The organism is Polynucleobacter sphagniphilus (assembly GCF_029892205.1).
Lineage (GTDB): Bacteria > Pseudomonadota > Gammaproteobacteria > Burkholderiales > Burkholderiaceae > Polynucleobacter > Polynucleobacter sphagniphilus.
This window is the reverse complement of record NZ_JARXVX010000001.1, coordinates 291,048-310,108: the sequence shown is the minus strand read 5'-3', so window position 1 is coordinate 310,108 and position 19,061 is coordinate 291,048. Positions and strand designations below refer to the sequence as shown.

Annotated in this window: 15 protein-coding genes and 1 tRNA gene; 8 read left to right on the top strand and 8 right to left on the bottom strand. The window is 46.7% G+C overall.

What is annotated here, in order from left to right:
- Positions 1-2: 2 nt before the first annotated feature.
- Positions 3-899, top strand: a complete 897-nt coding sequence (gene prmB, locus M2125_RS01620; RefSeq protein ID WP_076022925.1) for a 50S ribosomal protein L3 N(5)-glutamine methyltransferase — start codon at positions 3-5, stop codon at positions 897-899.
- A gap of 3 nt (positions 900-902) precedes the next feature.
- Here the strand turns inward: prmB and radA are convergent, their stop codons facing one another.
- The 3 genes from radA to M2125_RS01605 form a co-directional block, all read right to left on the bottom strand.
- Entirely contained in the window at positions 903-2,267 is a 1,365-nt protein-coding gene (gene radA, locus M2125_RS01615; protein ID WP_076022924.1) for a DNA repair protein RadA, read from the bottom strand.
- A 37-nt stretch (positions 2,268-2,304) separates the two neighbouring features.
- Positions 2,305-2,742 (bottom strand): hypothetical protein, encoded by a 438-nt coding sequence (locus tag M2125_RS01610; RefSeq protein WP_277540053.1) that lies wholly within the window; start codon positions 2,740-2,742, stop codon positions 2,305-2,307.
- 68 nt (positions 2,743-2,810) lie between these two features.
- Complete coding sequence (locus M2125_RS01605; protein ID WP_076023156.1) at positions 2,811-4,652, bottom strand: potassium transporter Kup; 1,842 nt, start codon at positions 4,650-4,652, stop codon at positions 2,811-2,813.
- 258 nt (positions 4,653-4,910) lie between these two features.
- Here M2125_RS01605 and M2125_RS01600 point away from each other — a divergent pair.
- Positions 4,911-4,987, top strand: a tRNA-Met gene (locus M2125_RS01600).
- 55 nt (positions 4,988-5,042) lie between these two features.
- Here M2125_RS01600 and M2125_RS01595 read toward each other — a convergent pair.
- Both M2125_RS01595 and M2125_RS01590 read right to left on the bottom strand, forming a co-directional pair.
- Positions 5,043-5,345 (bottom strand): hypothetical protein, encoded by a 303-nt coding sequence (locus M2125_RS01595; RefSeq protein ID WP_233126594.1) that lies wholly within the window; start codon positions 5,343-5,345, stop codon positions 5,043-5,045.
- A 153-nt stretch (positions 5,346-5,498) separates the two neighbouring features.
- A complete protein-coding gene (locus tag M2125_RS01590) occupies positions 5,499-6,038 on the bottom strand; it encodes a hypothetical protein (protein WP_076022922.1) in 540 nt (179 codons plus the stop codon).
- Positions 6,039-6,219: 181 nt separating this feature from the next.
- Here M2125_RS01590 and M2125_RS01585 point away from each other — a divergent pair, with 181 nt between their 5' ends.
- On the top strand, positions 6,220-7,452 hold the full coding sequence (locus tag M2125_RS01585) for a voltage-gated chloride channel family protein (protein ID WP_280742376.1): 1,233 nt from the start codon (positions 6,220-6,222) through the stop codon (positions 7,450-7,452).
- A gap of 39 nt (positions 7,453-7,491) precedes the next feature.
- Here M2125_RS01585 and M2125_RS01580 read toward each other — a convergent pair whose 3' ends face one another.
- Genes M2125_RS01580 through M2125_RS01570 form a run of 3 tightly spaced genes read right to left on the bottom strand, consistent with a single transcriptional unit; the run spans position 7,492 to position 8,805 of the window.
- Positions 7,492-7,797, bottom strand: a complete 306-nt coding sequence (locus M2125_RS01580) for a hypothetical protein (protein WP_076022920.1) — start codon at positions 7,795-7,797, stop codon at positions 7,492-7,494.
- Positions 7,784-8,356: an RNA polymerase sigma factor gene (locus tag M2125_RS01575; RefSeq protein ID WP_158025466.1), complete on the bottom strand. Its 573-nt coding sequence runs from the start codon at positions 8,354-8,356 to the stop codon at positions 7,784-7,786. The genes M2125_RS01580 and M2125_RS01575 overlap by 14 nt, the downstream gene beginning before the upstream one ends.
- Before the next feature lie 8 nt (positions 8,357-8,364).
- Positions 8,365-8,805, bottom strand: a complete 441-nt coding sequence (locus tag M2125_RS01570) for a DUF3106 domain-containing protein (RefSeq protein WP_280742375.1) — start codon at positions 8,803-8,805, stop codon at positions 8,365-8,367.
- 147 nt (positions 8,806-8,952) lie between these two features.
- Here M2125_RS01570 and M2125_RS01565 point away from each other — a divergent pair, with 147 nt between their 5' ends.
- The 5 genes from M2125_RS01565 to M2125_RS01545 all read left to right on the top strand — a co-directional run bounded on the left by M2125_RS01565 (position 8,953) and on the right by M2125_RS01545 (position 19,060).
- Positions 8,953-9,582 carry a Spy/CpxP family protein refolding chaperone gene (locus M2125_RS01565; protein WP_083657457.1) on the top strand — a complete coding sequence of 210 codons (630 nt, stop codon included), beginning with the start codon at positions 8,953-8,955 and terminating at the stop codon, positions 9,580-9,582.
- A 129-nt stretch (positions 9,583-9,711) separates the two neighbouring features.
- The gene (locus M2125_RS01560; RefSeq protein ID WP_280742374.1) at positions 9,712-11,244 is read left to right on the top strand and encodes an efflux RND transporter periplasmic adaptor subunit; all 1,533 of its coding nucleotides are present in this window, start codon (positions 9,712-9,714) and stop codon (positions 11,242-11,244) included.
- Positions 11,245-11,283: 39 nt separating this feature from the next.
- Complete coding sequence (locus tag M2125_RS01555; RefSeq protein ID WP_280742373.1) at positions 11,284-14,370, top strand: MdtB/MuxB family multidrug efflux RND transporter permease subunit; 3,087 nt, start codon at positions 11,284-11,286, stop codon at positions 14,368-14,370.
- Between the two features lie 23 nt (positions 14,371-14,393).
- On the top strand, positions 14,394-17,552 hold the full coding sequence (locus tag M2125_RS01550) for an efflux RND transporter permease subunit (protein ID WP_277540064.1): 3,159 nt from the start codon (positions 14,394-14,396) through the stop codon (positions 17,550-17,552).
- On the top strand, positions 17,549-19,060 hold the full coding sequence (locus M2125_RS01545; protein ID WP_198929261.1) for an efflux transporter outer membrane subunit: 1,512 nt from the start codon (positions 17,549-17,551) through the stop codon (positions 19,058-19,060). Before M2125_RS01550 ends, M2125_RS01545 begins: the two co-directional genes overlap by 4 nt.
- The last annotated feature ends 1 nt before the right edge of the window (position 19,061 follow it).

The window sequence follows — 19,061 nt, the reverse complement described above, 5'->3', positions numbered from 1 at the left end:
TCATGGACCCTGAGCCTGCCCAAGTAATCAGCATTAACCAATTTATTGATCATATTACACAGCAGTTAGAAGCTGCTGATTTGCACTACGGTCATGGCGCTATCGATGCTCGCAGCGAAGCCTTGTGGCTAGTTAGCAAGCAACTGGATATGAGCCCTGCAGAGGCACTTGATCACTTGAATGACTTGATCAGCGAAACAGATCAAGCTAAAGCATTGGAAATCACCCAGGAGCGGATTCAAACGCGCAAACCACTTGCCTACATTCTGGGTGAAGCCTGGTTAATGGGCGTTCCCTTTTTCTGCAGTGAGCAAAGCATTGTGCCGCGCTCTTGGATTGCCGAACTGATTACCGATGGCTCCTTAGAACCCTGGTTACCCGCCGATGGCAAGGCGCTTGATCTTTGCACTGGTAATGGCTCACTGGCGATTTTGCTAGCGTTAAGCTGCCCAGATATTCAGGTAACCGCATGTGATATTAGTCTTCCTGCGCTGGCGGTTGCATCACGCAATCTAGATCGCCATGGTCTTAGCTCCCAGATTGATTTATTAGATGGCGATCTGTGGGATGCCTTGCCTGAAGCGAATGATGACAATCGCTTTGATTTAATTATTTGCAATCCTCCTTATGTGAATGCCAGCTCGATGAATACTTTGCCTGCTGAATATCACGCAGAGCCTGAGCTTGCACTAGCCGGTGGTGAAGATGGCATGGATTTGATTAGACGCATCATTGCCGCCGCACCTGACTACCTCACTGAACGCGGCGCACTCCTTCTTGAAATTGGCAATGAATATGAGAACTTCAAAAATGCCTTTCCACAAATCCCAGTCATCTGGATGGAGGTTTCTGCCGGCGAAGAGCAAGTTCTCTTAATTCAGGCGGAAGATCTGCATTAGAAGTTAACTTAGCTCGGCAGCAGCGGCAATGGCTTGATCAATCCGCTCAACTGGAATCACACGCAAACCAGGAATTTTAGATTTCGGCATATTCGCCTTCGGAATAATCGCCACCGTAAACCCAAGTTTTGCCGCTTCTTTAAGGCGCTCTTGACCACGAGGGCATGGACGAATTTCTCCAGCTAGGCCAACCTCACCAAACACAATGAGTTCTTTTGGCAGTGCGCGATTACGTATCGACGATTGAATCGCCAGCAACACTGCTAAGTCAGCTGCTGGCTCAGAAATCTTCACACCACCTACGGCGTTTAAAAAGACATCTTGATCAAAACACGCAACGCCAGCATGACGATGCAATACCGCCAGCAACATGGCTAAACGATGCTGCTCAAGTCCAACCGCCAACCTTCTTGGATTGGGAATGTGGGCAGTATCCACTAAAGCCTGAATCTCCACCAACAAGGGGCGACTACCCTCTTGGGTCACAAGAACGCAAGCGCCAGGGACCATTTCAGCATGCTGGGATAAAAAGATTGCTGAAGGATTGGCAACACCGCGCAAACCCTTCTCTGTCATTGCAAAAACGCCAAGTTCATTGACGGCTCCAAAGCGATTCTTAATGGAGCGAACTAAACGGAATGAAGAATGGGTGTCACCCTCAAAATACAAAACAGTATCAACAATGTGCTCAAGCACACGCGGCCCAGCTAAATGACCGTCTTTTGTGACGTGGCCAACCATTAATACGCAAATACCACTCGACTTAGCTGCTCGGGTAAGTTGTGCGGCACACTCACGAACCTGAGCAACCGATCCTGGCGCTGAGCTCAGCACCTCTGAATACAAGGTCTGAATCGAATCCACCACCAATACCTGAGGCTTAACGGTATCCATAATGGAGAGCAACTTTTCGAGCTGAATTTCTGCAAGCACCTCTAGCTGAGGTGCGTCGAGTGCAATCCGCTTTGCTCGCAGCGCAATTTGGGCTGCTGATTCTTCGCCGCTGCTATAAAGCACATTCATACCTGCAGAACTCATCTCAGCCAGAGCTTGCAATAGCAAAGTTGATTTGCCGATACCAGGATCCCCGCCCAACAAGACTACTCCACCGGGAACGAGACCACCGCCCAATACGCGGTCAAACTCCTCAACGCCTGTAGAAAAGCGAGGCAAGTCTTCTGCCGTAATGGCAGATAGTTTTTGTCTTGGTAGTGCTTGGGCCAATCCCTGAAAACGCGAGTTGGCACTTACCTCCGGCAAACCCTCTTCCATCGTGTTCCAGGCCTGGCAAGAGGGACATTGTCCCTGCCACTTAGCAGAGGTGCCACCGCAGGACTGGCAGATGTAAATCGTTTTTACCTTGGCCAAAGCTTTACCTAATTAAATGAGGGTCGGTGGAAACAGATCAATCGAGCTGGGTGCCCGCTTTATTTTCTTGCGAGCGTTTTGGCGCATCCTTACGACGCTGCTCTAAATCTGCTGCACGTGCTGCCGCATCTTTTTGTTTTTGCTCGAATTCACGTTGATTATCCGCCCGCTCTGCAGCCTTTTCTGGAGATGCCAGATCTGCTGCACGCTTAGCATCATTCTGATCTTTGACACTCGCCTTTAGCTTTCTCTGCACTGCATGGAGTGCTACCTGCTGCTCCTGAATGGGATCAATTTCTTTGCGATATTGAGCACGTGCATTACGCAAACAGCGGTTCACCAAATAAAGGCTATAGCAATCATGCTGGGCAGCACCCCAGCGGTACTTAGCCCAATCTCGCTGCAATTCAAGCTCTTGGTCAATTTTATCCAAGCGCACTAACTCGGCATCCTCTTCGGGGGTAGCGAATGCCACCCTACTAAAAGAGCAAACCAAAAGCAGTATTGATAAAAATACTTTGGCACGTAATGAAAAACAGACTCTCAAATTTCTACCTTCGCGCCCAGTTCAACCAAACGATTGGTGGGAATCTTAAAGAAATCGGATTGGCGACCAGCATTCTGATACATCCAGCAGAATAAACGTTCACGCCACATGGCCATTCCTGGAATTTCCGTAGAAACAATCGTGTCCCTAGATAAGAAGAAGGAGGTATTCATTAAGTCAAATTTCAGATCAGAATTATGCTCAATCAACTCCAAAATCTTCAACATATCTGGCGTTTCATTAAAGCCATATACGGCACGGACGACGTAAATACCATTGCCTAGATCTCGCAAAGTAATTCGCTCATCGTCTTTCACATAAGGTACATCCCAAATACTCACTTTTAAGAAGAAGACCCGCTCATGCAAGACATGATTGTGCTTGAGATTGTGCAAGAAAGACACTGGCAAATAATCAACGTGAGCAGTTAAGAAGATGGCAGTACCCTCCACCCGATGGGGCGGATGTTTCATCAGGCTGTCAATGAAGCCTTTTAATTCGATACCGTTATCAGTCGCATGTTGGCGCAGTAATTGACGCCCTTGATACCAAGTCATTAGGAGTAAGAAGCAGGCGGCACCCAATAGCAATGGGAACCAACCACCCTCCATGATTTTTAATAAGTTTGCCAGCAAGAAAGCAAAGTCCACTACCAAGAAGGCGCCAATAACCAAAGATACTAAAATCGTGTTCCAGCGCCACACCACACGCATCACAATGGCCGCTAAAAATGTTGTCACGATCATAGTGGTCGTCACAGCAATGCCATAGGCAGCCGCCAAGTTTTCAGACTTCTTGAAAGCCAATACAACAGCTACTACCAAAACCAATAAGGTCCAATTGATCAATGGCATATAAATTTGGCCAATCTCTTTATCAGAGGTATGCTGCACTTTCATGCGCGGTACAAATCCCAACAAGATAGCTTGACTAGTCATCGAGAACGCGCCAGAAATGACGGCTTGCGAAGCAATCACCGTGGCAACAGTTGCCAGGATTACGAGAGGGAAAACAAAGGCTTCTGGAACCATCAAAAAGAATGGATTTTGAATGGCTTCAGGATTATTTAAAAACATCGCGCCTTGGCCAAAGTAATTCAATATTAAGCATGGCATGACCACGAAGAACCAGCCCATACGAATTGGTTTAGCCCCAAAATGACCCATGTCTGCATAGAGCGCTTCAGCACCTGTCAGCACCAAGAAAACAGCGCCAAGCACAATGAAACCTTGCAGAGCGTTCTCCTGCATGAAACGCACCGCATATAAGGGATTAACAGCGGCGAAGATGGCCGGGTTCTGAACCACCTGATTGAGACCCATCAGGCCAATCACCGCAAACCATACCAACATGACTGGCCCAAAAAGGTTTCCTACAACCGCGGTACCCGTTTTTTGAATAAAAAATAAAAGAATTAGAATGAGAATGGTGGTCGGCAGAACATAGCGTGTGAAATCAGGTGAAATCACTTCCATACCTTCAACCGCAGATAAAACTGAAATTGCTGGAGTGATAATTGCATCGCCATAAAACATACAGGCACCAAAGACACCTGACATGATGATCAAAAACGCTCTTTTGGATCCGGCTGGTGCAGTACGCAAGGCCAAAGCCATTAAGGCTAAGATGCCGCCTTCTCCATTATTGTTCGCACGCATCACAAACAAGACGTACTTTAGAGACACAACGATTGCAAAGGCCCAAAAGACCATTGAAATAACGCCATAAACCGCATCCGCCGAGAATGGAATACCGTGCTCAGGACTGAAGCATTCCTTAAGGGCATAGAGAGGACTAGTGCCAATATCTCCGAACACAACGCCAATGGCTGCCATCATTAGCGCAAGAGAGGCACCTTTTTTAGGTAGATGGTCTTCGCGGGAGATCTCTACTGGCCTTAGCAAGGATGACTCTGAAAACTCTGGATTACTGACTGACATGAATATGTTCCGCCCTGTTGTTGCGTGGCAATATATTACTCCTTATGCCAGCTGATTGAGGGGTGAGTTTACCCCTCAAAACCCCCTTATTTATTACTTTATTGAAGGAAAGCCTCGACACAGGGGTTGAAAAAATGGTAGAATGTTAGCTTCAGACGCGGGGTGGAGCAGTCTGGCAGCTCGTCGGGCTCATAACCCGAAGGTCGTAGGTTCAAATCCTGCCCCCGCAACCAAACAGTAGAAGGCTTCTAGGTCAATTGACTCAGAAGCCTTTTTGCTTTTCTGGCCTTAGAAGGTAAACATCGGTTGTATTGGGGTGTAGGGATCTGAGGATCCAGTTTCTAGTACTTCGGCTTCCTCCTCGCCCTCAGGCTGACGAAAGTACTTACTATCAATCTTTGGCACTCTGGGGTTTGATTCTCCATCTACTTCATCTACAGCAACTGCGGGTGCCAGCGGTTGAGAATTGAATTCCTTTAACTGCTCCTTTGTATAAGGAGAGTAGGTAGTATTTTGAGCATGTGCGCCCATAGGAATGGTAAGTAGGAGCGATACCATCAATAGAGTGAAATGGGTGCTTTGTTTGTTCAATTGATCTCTTTAGTAAAGGACATCACCATGGTACGTAGGCCAGCACGAATACCAAGACAATGAGTGCAAATATGGCAATTTGCACTCTTTTTTCGAATTTGACTCTGTTTGTGTTTTTTAAATCATCACTCATTTGCAAGGGCCTTCGAGGTCTTACTTACTAGGCCCATCTACAGCTTTGAGGTAGCCCTTTATGTATTCGGGCGGCACGAAGAGGTCACTCTTAATGCCAACTTTTGATGAAACGCTGATCTGAAAACCTTTTTTAAGATGGTCGCGTAAAAAAGCATCCGTCAGCTGAATGGACATCAACTCTTTGAAAATACAACCCCTATCATCACAAACCCCTGCCTCCCTGGAGACGGATTTGAAGGTAGTGGCTGGATTATTCTCCAAGGTAGCTGAATCGTAGTAACGCCACTCTTTAAAGTAGGTCAGCAATACCATCAACTGATAAGACTTCGATCCCTTTGGAGAGGCCTCACTTACCAAGCTATACATCTCAAATGTGTTGGCATCATCCATAGTATTGATTGATGGCCCAACATACACCTTCTCACCATTAAGGGGGCTTGGCGAAGCCATGGTTGCCTTGTAAACATCATTTGCTTCTTGCGCCTCAATTATCTTCTCGTTGTTATGACAAGCAACCAGACTCATAGTCAGCAGGAGGAAAAGAGCGATACGGTACATTTTGAAGCCTTTAATTTGAATAAAAGATTGGATGTGGCAATAGCGCCAAATCAGTCAAAACCCATTGTTTCATATTTCCAAGAAACAAAATAAGTCAATCTGGGTGATGTCGCTGACTTTTGGGCCGAAAACGAAGTTTTTAGCTTAACTGAGGGCCTATTCACTTAGAATATTCACACATATGCCAAAACCACCATTTTTCGAGCAAATGAAGCTGATTCCCTATTTGGGTAAATGGCTGGTAATCACAACGGCAATTGCAATTCTTTCAGGAACAGCATCCGCATTTCTTTTGATTGCCTTGGAATGGGCATCCGATACCCGCACCGCAAATCACTGGCTCATCTTTTTACTGCCAGTGGCTGGCTTTGCTGTAGGTTGGATCTATTTACGGTTTGGGGAACATGTCGAAAGAGGCAATAACCTGCTGATCGATGAAATTCATGATCCTAAAAAAATCATCCCTTTTCGGATGGCCCCCTTCGTCTTTTTTGGCAATATCATCTCCATCCTATTTGGTGCATCGGTTGGCAGAGAAGGAACGGCAGTTCAAATGGGTGGCGCGTTAGCAGACCAACTCACCCATCTCTTTCAATTTAATTCCGAAGATCGCAAAATTATTCTCATGGCCGGTATTAGCGCTGGCTTTGCCTCCGTGTTTGGAACGCCCTTGGCTGGCGCCATCTTCGGCCTTGAGGTCCTGATTGTTGGCAGCATGCGCTACGATGCGATTTTTCCTTGCATGACTGCCGCCATCATTGCAGATCAGATTTCTTTACTTTGGGGTGTTCACCACACCCAATACAGCATTCAAGTAATCCCTGCAATAACGTCATGGGGACTATTTGCCATGGTGATTGCCGGCGTAGCGTTTGGCCTGACTGGAAAAGCTTTTGCAGAGACTACCCATCACCTTACGGCCTACTTTAAGAAGATCGTTGCTTATGCTCCTCTGAGGCCATTCATTGGCGGGATAGCGATCATAGCTGCCACTTATCTAATGGGGTCAGATCGCTATATTGGGTTGGGCATCCCCACTATCTATGAGGCCTTTAATCAACCAGTCGCTCCGTACGATTTTTTAGGAAAGATGATTTTCACGATCACCTCTCTTGGCAGCGGATTTAAAGGGGGCGAAGTCACTCCCCTGTTTTATATAGGGGCGACCTTAGGGAACGCCTTGGCCCCCCTCTTGGATATGCCCTTCTCATTATTAGCGGGTGTGGGTTTTGTTGCGGTATTTGCAGGCGCCGCAAACACACCTCTTGCATCCATGGTCATGGCCATGGAATTGTTTGGCGGGGAAGTAGGCATCTATGCTGCCATTACTTGCGTGGTGAGCTATCTATTCTCTGGTCATTCGAGCATTTATAGCGCGCAACGATCCCATCAAAAAAAAACCCCTCAACCTTAATCGGGAGAGGGGCAAAGGGAAGAGACTTCTTTAAGCCGCCTAAAGAGTCGATAGACTCAATTCTGAAAGCGTATCCATTTGACGTAAATCCTCTTCTTGAGAGCTCAGTAAATGTTGGCCCATCAGGGCTGAAGCCAAAAATGCAGCGGCCACTATAAAAGCAGTAAGGCGGCGATGCGACTTTGCCAAGGTCAGCACATGAGACATGCGATGACTGGGGTAAACCTCCTGATGCACCACTCTGCGCCAATCCTGATGCAGAGTTTTCTCAAAATGAACAGAAGAGCAGGGGACAGATATTTGGTCCAACAGTTTTTGTAGATTTTTGTTTTCAGTTGTCCGCATATGCACCACCTTTTTCTAATTCAGACTTCAATTTCAATTTAGCGCGAAACAATAGCTGATCGACGCTGTTCTTATTCATCCCCATGACCTTGGCAATTTCTGCCGCAGTTAAATCTTGATATGCCCACATTAAGATTGCCATCCTCTGCTTCACACTCAAAGAACGCACTGCTTCTGAAATTCGCCCAGAATCAAACGTGTCCGAAAAATCGACATGAACCAACTCGGCAGGCAGATTCTCTAACTCGTCAAACACCTCAAAAGCCGTTTTATTCATTGCTTTTAAGCGATCCAAACTCAGATTGCTCACAATTGCATAAAAGTAAGTGGATAAAGCTGACTTGCCATTAAAGTTAGCTGCTGAGCGCCAAAGCCTGATGAAGGCCTCTTGCACAACGTCCTCAGCATCTTCACGGCGCCCTAGCATTTTCCAGGCAAGCGAGTAGGCTGACTGGCTAAGGGATCGGATAATCTCCTGCGACGCACCAGAATCACCAGCTACTGCTTTTTTCAGTAAATCCTGCTCAGCCCGATATTGTTTACCGGTAAATAAACTCAAACCGATTCCTAGTTATTCATTGGCTTATTCCAATGATCTTGCGCATTTGGATGAGCCTGCATCCACTCGGACCGCTCTTTTTTCATTTCCGCGCGTTCCTCAGGAGTCATAGAGGCAATCATTGCTTTGCGATTATCACGCAACTCCTTCTTTTGGGCGGGTGTTAAGGCCTCCCACTGCGCATGCATCTTGTCACGCAATGCTTTACGCTCCTGGGGGCTTAAAGCCTTAAATTTGGCATGCAGTTTTTGGCGGTACTCACGACGCTCCTCTAGGGTCGCCTGCTTAAACTGCTCACGCAAATCCTTTGACATTTGCATTCTTTGCTCAAAAGTCATATTCGCCACAACCTGAGGGTCTTGAGGCTCAGGCAAAGCCGCTGAAGCTAGCCCAATAGTGCTAACCAATAAAATATTTGCCATCATGAAACCCTGTATTGCTCTTTTCATCTATTTCTCCTTATTTGTTGGCATTTAGACTGGATAGCCTATGAAATACTTATGGCTTGTACAAAAATATATTTCATCATGATCGTAAGTATTTAAGCGTCCAATTAGTCTAATGAGCTGCATCCGATTAATCACTTCATAATTGCCATGACCGCTTTTTCACTTCGATCCACTCTTTTCATACTAACCCTACTGACTGTCTTGTCACCCATACAGGAGGCCAATGCGCAATGGGGCGGCCTGATCAATTCAGGCATGTCCAGCATGAGACGTGGCGGCAATTCCAATAGCCAGAACTCAAATAGCAATGCCGGCTCCCAGAATAACCATGCCAATACCCCAAGCCCAGGGGCCAATCTATTGACTTATGAACAAATGGAGGCAGGCCTTTCTCAGCTGGAAACCAGCCTAAAGCTCACGCAAGATCAAACAAAAGCTTGGGATAACTTTGCAAGCAAGGTGCGTATCTATGCCAGCGATGTTGCCAAAGAAAGGGCTAGGCTCAATAGTGGTACAGCACCCCAAGGCGATGCCCTCAAGTATCTCAATACTGCTGAGGAAAATGCAAAAAGCCGCTATACCAGCCTAAAAGAAGTTGAGGAAACCGCCAAACCCCTCTACAAACTCCTAAGCAATGAACAAAAAGGTATTTTTGACAGCAAAATAAGCAGCTTTATTGCCGCAAGCCCCCAAAAACTCCCCAATCAGTCGAGCTACAACCTGCCGGATATGGGTGGCAACCCTCCAGCCGATAATGGCAAATGGGCGCCCAACTAGATACTTTTGGCGGAGCTACTAAACATACCTTGATGCGCCACCGGCAGTACCTGTAGTCTTGTTAAACTAAGTCAAGCCTGGAGCGGTCCTCCTGAGGCATGACTTGATGTAGCTCACAATGCGAATGTAATGAAAAAATTATTAGAAAAACTGCTTTCAGCCAGTCAAAATTTATGGGGACGTCTGAAAAGTAATCCTGTTTGGTTAAGGACTTTCAATTACTGCAAGGTGAAGATCTTATTGGGCATCCAAAAACTAAAGGTGGCGAACTTCAAGATGGTTGCTTACACCCAACCAAGGCTGGAAACACTCGTTCGTCGCGTCAGTAAAAATCAAGAGTTCGCACTCAGCTTTAAAGCTACTCAAATTATTCTCTATATCGCCATTTATATTGTGCTCAGTACCCTTTGGCATTTCATTGGTGGATTTGTAGAGGACACTAAAGCACGTGATGCCCGGATGCGCCCTGTTTCAGTAGTCACATCCCCGGTAAAGCTTGGCAAAATTACGGTGGTCCAGACTGCGCTCGGTACCGTTACCCCAAGAAATACTGTGACCGTTTTTCCACAAGTAAGTGGCATCTTGAGTAAAGTATTTTTTAAAGAGGGTGACCTGGTTCAAGCCGGTCAATTACTAGCCCTGATTGACCCCCGCCCTTTTGAGGCAAGTCTCAAGCAAGCTGAAGGTACTTTAAGTAAAGACAAAGCCCTGTTAGCCAATGCTGAGCTCGACTTGAAGCGTTACGACACATTGCTCAAGCAAGATTCGATATCCAAGCAAGTCTACGCAACTCAAAAGTCCTTAGTAGAGCAGTACAAAGGCAATGTCCTCACTGATGAAGGCTTGGTCAGCAACGCAAAATTGCAACTCGAATTTGCGCACATTACATCCCCCATCAATGGTCGAATTGGTATGCGACTAGTTGACCCAGGTAATTTGGTGCAACCAAATAATGCCACTGGTTTATTTGTTATTACCCAACTACAACCCACTACGGTTCTTTTCTCAGTTCCCCAGGAAGTCATTCCTTCGTTTAGAAAATTCTTACAAGAGCCACCGCCTCCTGAAGTCATAGCGATCGTTGACACCATTAAAACCGTGCCTCCAGCTAATGCCTCATATACAGATCATAGTAAGCAAAACCGCAGCGCCAAAACCGATAGCACAAGCAATGCCCCTGAAAAAATAATTATTCCAGTGGAATCCTGGAACAGTGATAGTACTAAAAAATTATCCACAGGTTATCTTGAAAGTATTGATAACCAAATTGATATCACCACAGGAACGGTAAAGTTACGGGGCATTTTCTCTAACGATGAGATGAATCTTTTCCCGAATCAATTTGTTAATGTTCGGGTGATACTGGACGTTCTATCCGATGTTGTGGTCATTCCAGTGCCCGCGGTTCAGCGTGGTACACCAGGCACCTTTGTATACCGACTCAACTCAAACAATACCGTCTCAGTTGTGCCTGTCAAGCTCGGCCCTGTCGATGGCTATAACGTGCAGGTACTTGAAGGTCTTGAGCCTGGAAACATCGTAGTAGTCGATGGCACAGATAAGTTGCGCAATGGCGCAAAAGTCATGGTTGGGCAAGCATCTGGGGCTGCAAATGCTGGTGGTAAAGGAGCTAAGGGTTCCGGTCAAGCCAGTAAGCCTTAGTTACCCCACCTCATTACATAGAGAGCTTCTAAGGTCCCCATGAATCCATCCAGGATATTCATCCTCCGCCCGATTGCCACCTCATTATTGATGGTGGCAATTTTATTGGGCGGTATTCTGGCCTATCGCAGTTTGCCAATCTCTTCCCTGCCTCAAGTTGACTACCCGACCATTCAAGTAGTCACCCTTTACCCAGGCGGCAGTCCTGATGTCATGGCCTCATTAGTGACCGCCCCGCTTGAGCGCCAGTTTGGTCAGATGCCGGGTTTAAATCAAATGTCTTCTGTGAGCTCCGGTGGGGCCTCAGTGATTGTTCTGCAATTTGGACTCGATCTCAGTCTTGATGTAGCAGAACAAGAAGTTCAGGCAGCCATTAACGCCGCCAACTCTTTATTGCCAGGCGATCTACCTGCGCCCCCGATCTACAACAAAGTAAATCCCGCCGATACCCCAATTCTGACTTTAGCGATCACTTCAGCTACGCTCCCATTAACTCGCGTCGAGGATTTAGTCGATACCCGCCTTGCACAAAAGATCTCACAAATTCCAGGCGTTGGTTTAGTCAGCGTTTCTGGTGGCCAAAGACCAGCGGTACGCATTATTGCTAACCCTCGAGCGCTCGCGAGCAAAGGCTTGAGCTTGGATGATGTCCGGGTAGCGATTGGCAATGCCAATGTCAATTCAGCAAAAGGCAGTTTTGATGGTCCATTCCAATCTTCAACGATTGATGCAAACGATCAAATTAAATCGGCTGAGGGTTATGAGAACCTGATCATCACCTACAACAATGGTGCCCCTGTCAGGGTATCGGATGTTGCTAAGGTGGTGAGCGGTCCTGAAAACGTTCGCCTGGGAGCATGGGCCAATAAGCAGCCGGCGATCATTCTGAACATTCAGCGCCAACCTGGCGCGAACGTGATTCAAGTAGTTGATCAAATTAAAAAGCTATTGCCACAACTATCAGCCACGCTGCCCCAGTCACTAGAAGTTAATATTCTGACCGATAGAACAAGCACGATCCGCGCCTCTGTTGATGATGTCCAGATAGAGCTCCTTTTCTCCATCTTGCTCGTTGTTTTAGTCATTTACGTATTTCTGCGAAGCGTTCCAGCCACCATCATTCCAAGCGTTGCAGTTCCCCTATCATTAATTGGTACGTTTGGAATCATGAGTTGGGCAGGCTTCTCGCTCAATAACCTCTCACTGATGGCTTTAACAATTGCCACCGGCTTTGTGGTTGATGATGCGATTGTGATGATTGAAAATATCTCTCGCTATATCGAGGAGGGTGACAAGCCTTTAGAGGCTGCGCTCAAAGGATCGAAACAAATTGGCTTTACGATCATCTCACTTACTATTTCGCTGATTGCCGTGCTGATTCCACTGCTATTCATGGGTGATGTAGTTGGTAGACTATTTAGAGAATTTGCTGTGACCTTAGCAGTTGCCATCATTATTTCGGCAGTAGTGTCACTAACCCTCACGCCGATGATGTGCGCTCTGCTGCTGCACCATATCCCTGAATCCAAACAATCGAAGTTCTATCACTGGAGTGGCGCTCAGTTTGATCGACTCATTCATCAATATAGCCGCGGATTGAACTGGGTACTTGATCGTCAAAAATCAACTCTAGTAGTAGCAGTCCTGACCTTGGTTTTAACTGTTCTGCTCTATATCTTTATACCGAAAGGCTTCTTCCCAATTCAAGATACGGGCATGATCCAGGGCATTTCAGAGGCACCCCAGTCAATCTCTTATCAAGCAATGGCCAGTCGCCAACAAGCTTTGGCAGACATCATCCTCAAAGATCCAGATGTTGAAAGTCTATCTTCATTTATTGGGGTCGATGGCACTAATGCCACTTTGAATAATGGCCGAATGCTCATCAATCTCAAGGCACATAATTCGCGTGATGATGTCAAAACCGTATTGCGTCGTCTGCAAAGCAAAGTAGATCAACTATCCGATATCAAACTATTTCTTCAGCCGGTACAAGATCTCACTATCGAAGATCGAGTGAGTCGCACTCAATATCAATTTACCCTTGAGGACGCTAATGCTGCCGAATTAAATGAGTGGACCCCGAAGATTGTCGAGAAACTCAAGACGCTTTCCCAATTAAGTGATGTTGCCAGCGATTTACAGAACAAGGGCTTGCAGTCCTATATCAATATTGATCGTGATATTGCTGGACGCCTCGGAGTAACCATTGCCTCAATCGATAATGCGCTTTATAACGCTTATGGTCAGCGACTGATCTCAACTATCTTTACTCAGACCAATCAATATCGTGTTGTTCTCGAAGCTATGCCAAGCCCGGAATCAGGACTCAATGCCCTAGATCAAATTTATGTTCCAGGTGCAGGCGGCAAACAAATCCCATTGAGCGTGCTGGCTGATATTGAGGAGCGCTATGGTTCGCTGAATATTAACCATCAAGGCCAATTTCCTGCTGCAACCATTTCATTTAATCTTAGGCGCACTGCCTCTTTAGGTGATGCTGTGCAAGCAATTACAGATGCGCAAAATGACATGCAGGTTCCTGCCAGCTTAATTACACGCTTTCAAGGTGCGTCCAAAGCATTTAATGCCTCCCTAGACAATACCGTCACCCTTATTTTTGCAGCAATTATTTGCATGTACATCGTCTTGGGTGTTTTATATGAAAGCTATATCCACCCGATTACGATTTTGTCGACCCTACCATCTGCTGGTGTAGGCGCATTACTTGCACTCATCATTTCTGGTAATGACTTAGGCATCATTGGTGTTATCGGCATTATCTTGTTGATTGGCATTGTGAAGAAGAACGCCATCATGATGATTGACTTTGCTCTTGAGGCCGAGCGGGTTGAAGGTAAAACACCGAGGGAGGCGATTTATGAGGCTTGCCTCTTACGTTTGCGCCCGATTCTGATGACAACAATGGCCGCTCTATTAGGCGCCTTACCGCTCATGCTTGGTACGGGTACCGGCTCTGAACTGCGCCACCCCCTAGGTATCACTATGGTCGGTGGATTGCTGTTAAGTCAAGTGCTGACCTTATTTACTACTCCGGTAATTTATCTAGCCTTTGATCGACTCTCTAGGCGCATTAAAACTTACCAAGCCAGTCGTAACAATTAATCCATGAATAAACGAATTCGTTGATGAATATCTCCGTACCATTTATTCATCGGCCAATTGCCACCACGCTATTGATGCTAGCAATCATGCTGGCAGGTATTACAGCATTTCGATTGCTGCCAGTCTCGCCATTGCCACAGGTCGATTTTCCGACGATCTCCGTATCGGCCAGTCTGCCTGGAGCTAGCCCAGAAACGATGGCGGCAACTGTAGCAACCCCTCTTGAGCGCTCACTGGGCCGCATTGCTGGCGTTACCGAAATGACTTCATCGAGCTCATTAGGCTCAACCCGCATCACCCTGCAGTTTGATCTGAGTCGCAATATTGATGGTGCCGCAAATGATGTCCAAGCCGCCATTAATGCGGCTCACGCACTTTTGCCAACCGGACTACCAAGTAATCCCACTTATCGCAAAGTCAATCCAGCCGATGCGCCGATTCTGATTATCAGCTTGACCTCTGACACTATGCCCAGAGCGCAGCTGTACGATGCCGCCTCCACTATCTTGGCACAAAAGCTCTCGCAGTCCAAAGGGGTAGGACAAGTTACGGTGGGGGGCAGCTCTCTTCCAGCAGTTCGAGTGGAAATCAACCCCACCCTCATGTCTGCACTAGGGATTGGTTTTGAGAATGTCCGCACCGCCATTGCGGCATCCAATACGGTTCGACCCAAAGGTGTTATTGAAAGCGGCGATCGCGCCTGGCAACTAGTGGCAAACGACACTTCCAGTACTGCAAAAGACTATATGCCGGTGATTGTTGGCTATAACAATGGTGCACCGGTGCGCATTCAGGATTTTGCAGAGGTTGTTGACTCTGTTGAGGATTTGCGCAATGGCGGTCTAGCCAATGGTAAACCAGCTGTACTACTGGTCATCTGGCGTCAGCCGGGCGCGAACATCATCGATACCGTAGAGGGTGTTAAAGCCCTACTACCGCAACTGAAGGCCTCCATACCAGCGGCTATTGATATGGATATTGCATTAGATCGGACGCCAACCATTCGCGCCTCTTTGCGCGAGGTCGAGCGCACCCTAATCATCTCAGTCATTCTGGTGGTGATGGTGGTTTTCCTATTTTTAGGTAATGCGCGTGCAACCATTATTCCAAGCATTGCCGTACCAGTCTCGCTGGTTGGAACCTTTGCCGCGATGTACTTATGCGGCTTCTCTCTCAACAATCTTTCCTTAATGGCCCTAACGATTGCCACTGGATTTGTCGTTGATGATGCCATTGTGGTTCTTGAAGTGATTGCACGCAGGATTGAACAGGGTGAGACGCCACTAGCCGCGGCGATTGCAGGCGCAAAGGAAGTTGGTTTTACAGTAATATCAATCACCATCTCGCTGGTAGCTGTATTTATTCCAATTCTATTGATGGGCGGAATTGTTGGGCGACTTTTCCGAGAATTTGCCATCACTCTATCGGTGGCTATTACAGTGTCTCTGGTAATTTCTCTCACCGCAACCCCAATGCTATGTGCCAAATTACTCAAAGCCCACGATAAGGGAACGCATAACCGTTTTATGTTGGCAATTGAAAAGTTCTTCGCCAGTGTAAATAAGCATTATGCGAGCTCACTTGAATACGCTCTGCAACATCGACGCATGATGATGATGATTTTATTTACGGTCATTGGACTTAATATCTATCTTTACATCAACATACCCAAAGGTTTTTTTCCACAACAAGATACCGGCAGAATGATTGGCAGCGTCCAGGCAGATCAAGCTATCTCTTTTCAGGCAATGCAATTAAAGATGGCGCAATTTATGAAAATTGCCATGCAAGATCCGGATGTAGGCAAAGTAGTCAGTTTTAATGGTGGCGGTCAAACCAATACAGGAAGTTTATTTATTGTTCTTAAGCCACTCGATCTTCGTCAAAGCAGTATGGATGAAGTGCTTGGTAGATTACGCCGCAAACTCAATATAGTGGCAGGTGCAACACTCTTCTTGCAGCCAGTGCAAGATATTCGGATTGGCGGGAGAGCAAGTAATGCCCTGTATCAATTTACGCTACTGGGAGACAACCTTGAGGACCTAAGAACCTGGGGGCCTAAGATTCGTTTTGCTATGACTGATTTGCCTGAACTGGTTGATGTTAATACCGATGCTCAAGATAAAGGCATTCAAACAACCCTCACCATCGATCACGACACGGCAGCTAAGCTTGGTCTTACTACCAATCTCATTGATACCACTCTGAATGATGCTTTTGGTCAGCGCCAAGTCTCCACCATCTTTAATCCACTCAATCAATATCATGTGGTGATGGAGGTGGCTCCCAAATATTGGCAGAACCCAGAAACGCTCAAGCAGATTTATGTCAGCACTGCAGCACCAACCCCGAACTCGTTCTCCGTTGGGGCTGCTCAGTCAATAACTGCGGCAACTATACCCATTAATGCTGTGCATGCCCCGGGTACAAAGGTGGTAGGAGGTCAAGTTCCCCTGGCAGCCTTCTCTACATACGCCTCAACTAATACGCCTTTGGTAGTCAATCACCAGAGTCAATTTACTGCCAATACTATTTCTTTTAACCTTCCACAAGGTGTATCACTTGGACAAGCATCCGATGCTATTTATGCCATGATGGATAGACTTAATGTTCCCAATACCGTCAGGGGTAGCTTTCAGGGCACCGCAAAGGCATTTCAAGATTCCCTCTCCAGTCAACCTTGGTTGATATTGGCAGCCTTCATTACTGTGTATATTGTCTTGGGCATCTTGTATGAAAGCTTGATTCACCCCATTACGATTCTCTCAACTCTTCCATCAGCCGGTGTTGGAGCCCTTCTTGCGCTGATGATTTGCAATACTGAATTTAGTATCATTGCTTTAATTGGCGTGATTTTGCTCATTGGCATTGTTAAAAAGAATGCCATCATGATGATTGACTATGCTATTCACGCACAAAGAACCGATGGCTTATCGGCGCAAGATGCAATCTACAAGGCATGTTTATTGCGCTTTCGCCCTATCTTAATGACCACAATGGCAGCGATTCTAGGGGCTATCCCACTGGCCATTGGATCGGGTGATGGTGCAGAATTTCATAGACCCTTAGGAATTTCGATCGTAGGCGGACTCATCATGAGTCAACTACTAACGCTTTATACAACACCAGTGGTTTATCTTTACATGGAACGTTTTCGTACCTGGAAGTGGAAAAGAAAATGAGTAACGCAAGCAAAATCATGCATCCCAATACGGCACTCAAGGCGCTATGTGCGATTAGTCTTTTTTCACTAATGACAGGCTGTATGGTTGGCCCTGACTACAAAAAACCAGACAGCGCAACTGCACCCAGCTATAAAGAGCTGGATGGCATGCAAAGCGGTGATGGCTGGAAACTTGCGCAGCCCAATGAAGCGGGTTTGAATACAAAATGGTGGCTGATCTATAAAGACCCCGTACTTAATCAGTTGATGGAGAAGGTCAATGTTGACAACCAAAATATCATTGCTGCTGATGCCCAATACCGTCAAGCAACTGCCCTTCTAACCCAAGCACGGGCGGCACTCTTCCCCACATTAACCGCAAATGGTAGTGGCAATAGAGGAACACTTAACGGAAACTCTAATGGTGGATTTTCAACTATTGATCAAACCTTCAATGCCAATATCGGTGCCAGTTGGGTGCCCGATATTTGGGGTCAAGTGAGGCGCAATGTAGAGGCTAGTGGGGATAATGCTCAAGCTAGCGCCGCCCAATTAGATGCTGTGCGACTTTCAACCCAAGCAACATTAGCCCAAACGTATTTTCAGCTTCGTATCGCTGATATGCAAATCAAGATGTATGAAGATACGATCAAAGCTTACGAAAGATCTCTACAGATTTCTACAAACCAATATAACGCTGGCATAGTAACGCAGCTAGATGTTGCCCAAGCCAGCACACTACTCGAATCAACAATTGCTCTTGCAATTGATGTGCAACTCGCACGCGCACAACTCGAGCATGCTATTGCAGTACTCGTTGGCCAAACGCCATCAACTTTCTCTTTGCAAGCTCAAGAGCGCACAATTGATCCGGTTACTGGCCTGGTAGTAAGCCCGGTCTCAAGATTAGTCGCTGAATTACCAGATGTCCCCGTAGGTGTCCCCTCAACACTCTTAGAGCGACGTCCTGACATTGCCGCTGCAGAACGCCAAATGGCTGCCGCAAATGCCAAAATTGGTGTAGCCACCGCCGCCTTCTTCCCCACCCTAACGATTTCAGCAAGTGGTGGATATCAAGGTGTTGATTTACCTGGTCTCTTAAGTATGCCTTTACGCTACTGGTCGATTGGTCCTGCTCTTGCACAACCTTTATTTGATGGTGGTCTTCGTATCGGCGCCTATCAACAAGCTGGGGCAGCCTACGACCAAAATGTAGCGCAATATCGTCAGACTGTTTTGGCAGCCTTTCAGAACGTCGAAGACAATTTGGTTGCTCTGCGGCTGTTGCAAAAGGAAAGCAAGTCTCAAGCCAGCGCAGTCAAGCATGCTCAAGATGCAGTACGTATTAGCATGAACCAATACAAAGAGGGAGTCATCACTTATTTAGATGTGGCAACATCGCAAGCGTCTGAGCTCGCAAATGAACGAACATTGATGTCCCTTCTAAATCGACAGATTGCGGCCCATGTAGGCTTGATTACAGCGCTCGGGGGAGGTTGGGATGTCAAACAAATTGCCGACAAATAGA

Bases quoted from the DNA above. Each gene is read 5' to 3' on its own strand.
- prmB (WP_076022925.1), top strand. From the start codon at position 3: ATGGACCCTGAGCCTGCCCAAGTAATCAGCATTAACCAATTTATTGAT.
- M2125_RS01605 (WP_076023156.1), bottom strand. From the start codon at position 4,652: ATGATGGCAGCCATTGGCGTTGTGTTCGGAGATATTGGCACTAGTCCT.
- M2125_RS01590 (WP_076022922.1), bottom strand. From the start codon at position 6,038: ATGTACCGTATCGCTCTTTTCCTCCTGCTGACTATGAGTCTGGTTGCT.
- M2125_RS01585 (WP_280742376.1), top strand. From the start codon at position 6,220: ATGCCAAAACCACCATTTTTCGAGCAAATGAAGCTGATTCCCTATTTG.
- M2125_RS01580 (WP_076022920.1), bottom strand. From the start codon at position 7,797: ATGCGGACAACTGAAAACAAAAATCTACAAAAACTGTTGGACCAAATA.
- M2125_RS01570 (WP_280742375.1), bottom strand. From the start codon at position 8,805: ATGAAAAGAGCAATACAGGGTTTCATGATGGCAAATATTTTATTGGTT.
- M2125_RS01565 (WP_083657457.1), top strand. From the start codon at position 8,953: ATGACCGCTTTTTCACTTCGATCCACTCTTTTCATACTAACCCTACTG.
- M2125_RS01560 (WP_280742374.1), top strand. From the start codon at position 9,712: ATGAAAAAATTATTAGAAAAACTGCTTTCAGCCAGTCAAAATTTATGG.
- M2125_RS01555 (WP_280742373.1), top strand. From the start codon at position 11,284: ATGAATCCATCCAGGATATTCATCCTCCGCCCGATTGCCACCTCATTA.
- M2125_RS01550 (WP_277540064.1), top strand. From the start codon at position 14,394: ATGAATATCTCCGTACCATTTATTCATCGGCCAATTGCCACCACGCTA.
- M2125_RS01545 (WP_198929261.1), top strand. From the start codon at position 17,549: ATGAGTAACGCAAGCAAAATCATGCATCCCAATACGGCACTCAAGGCG.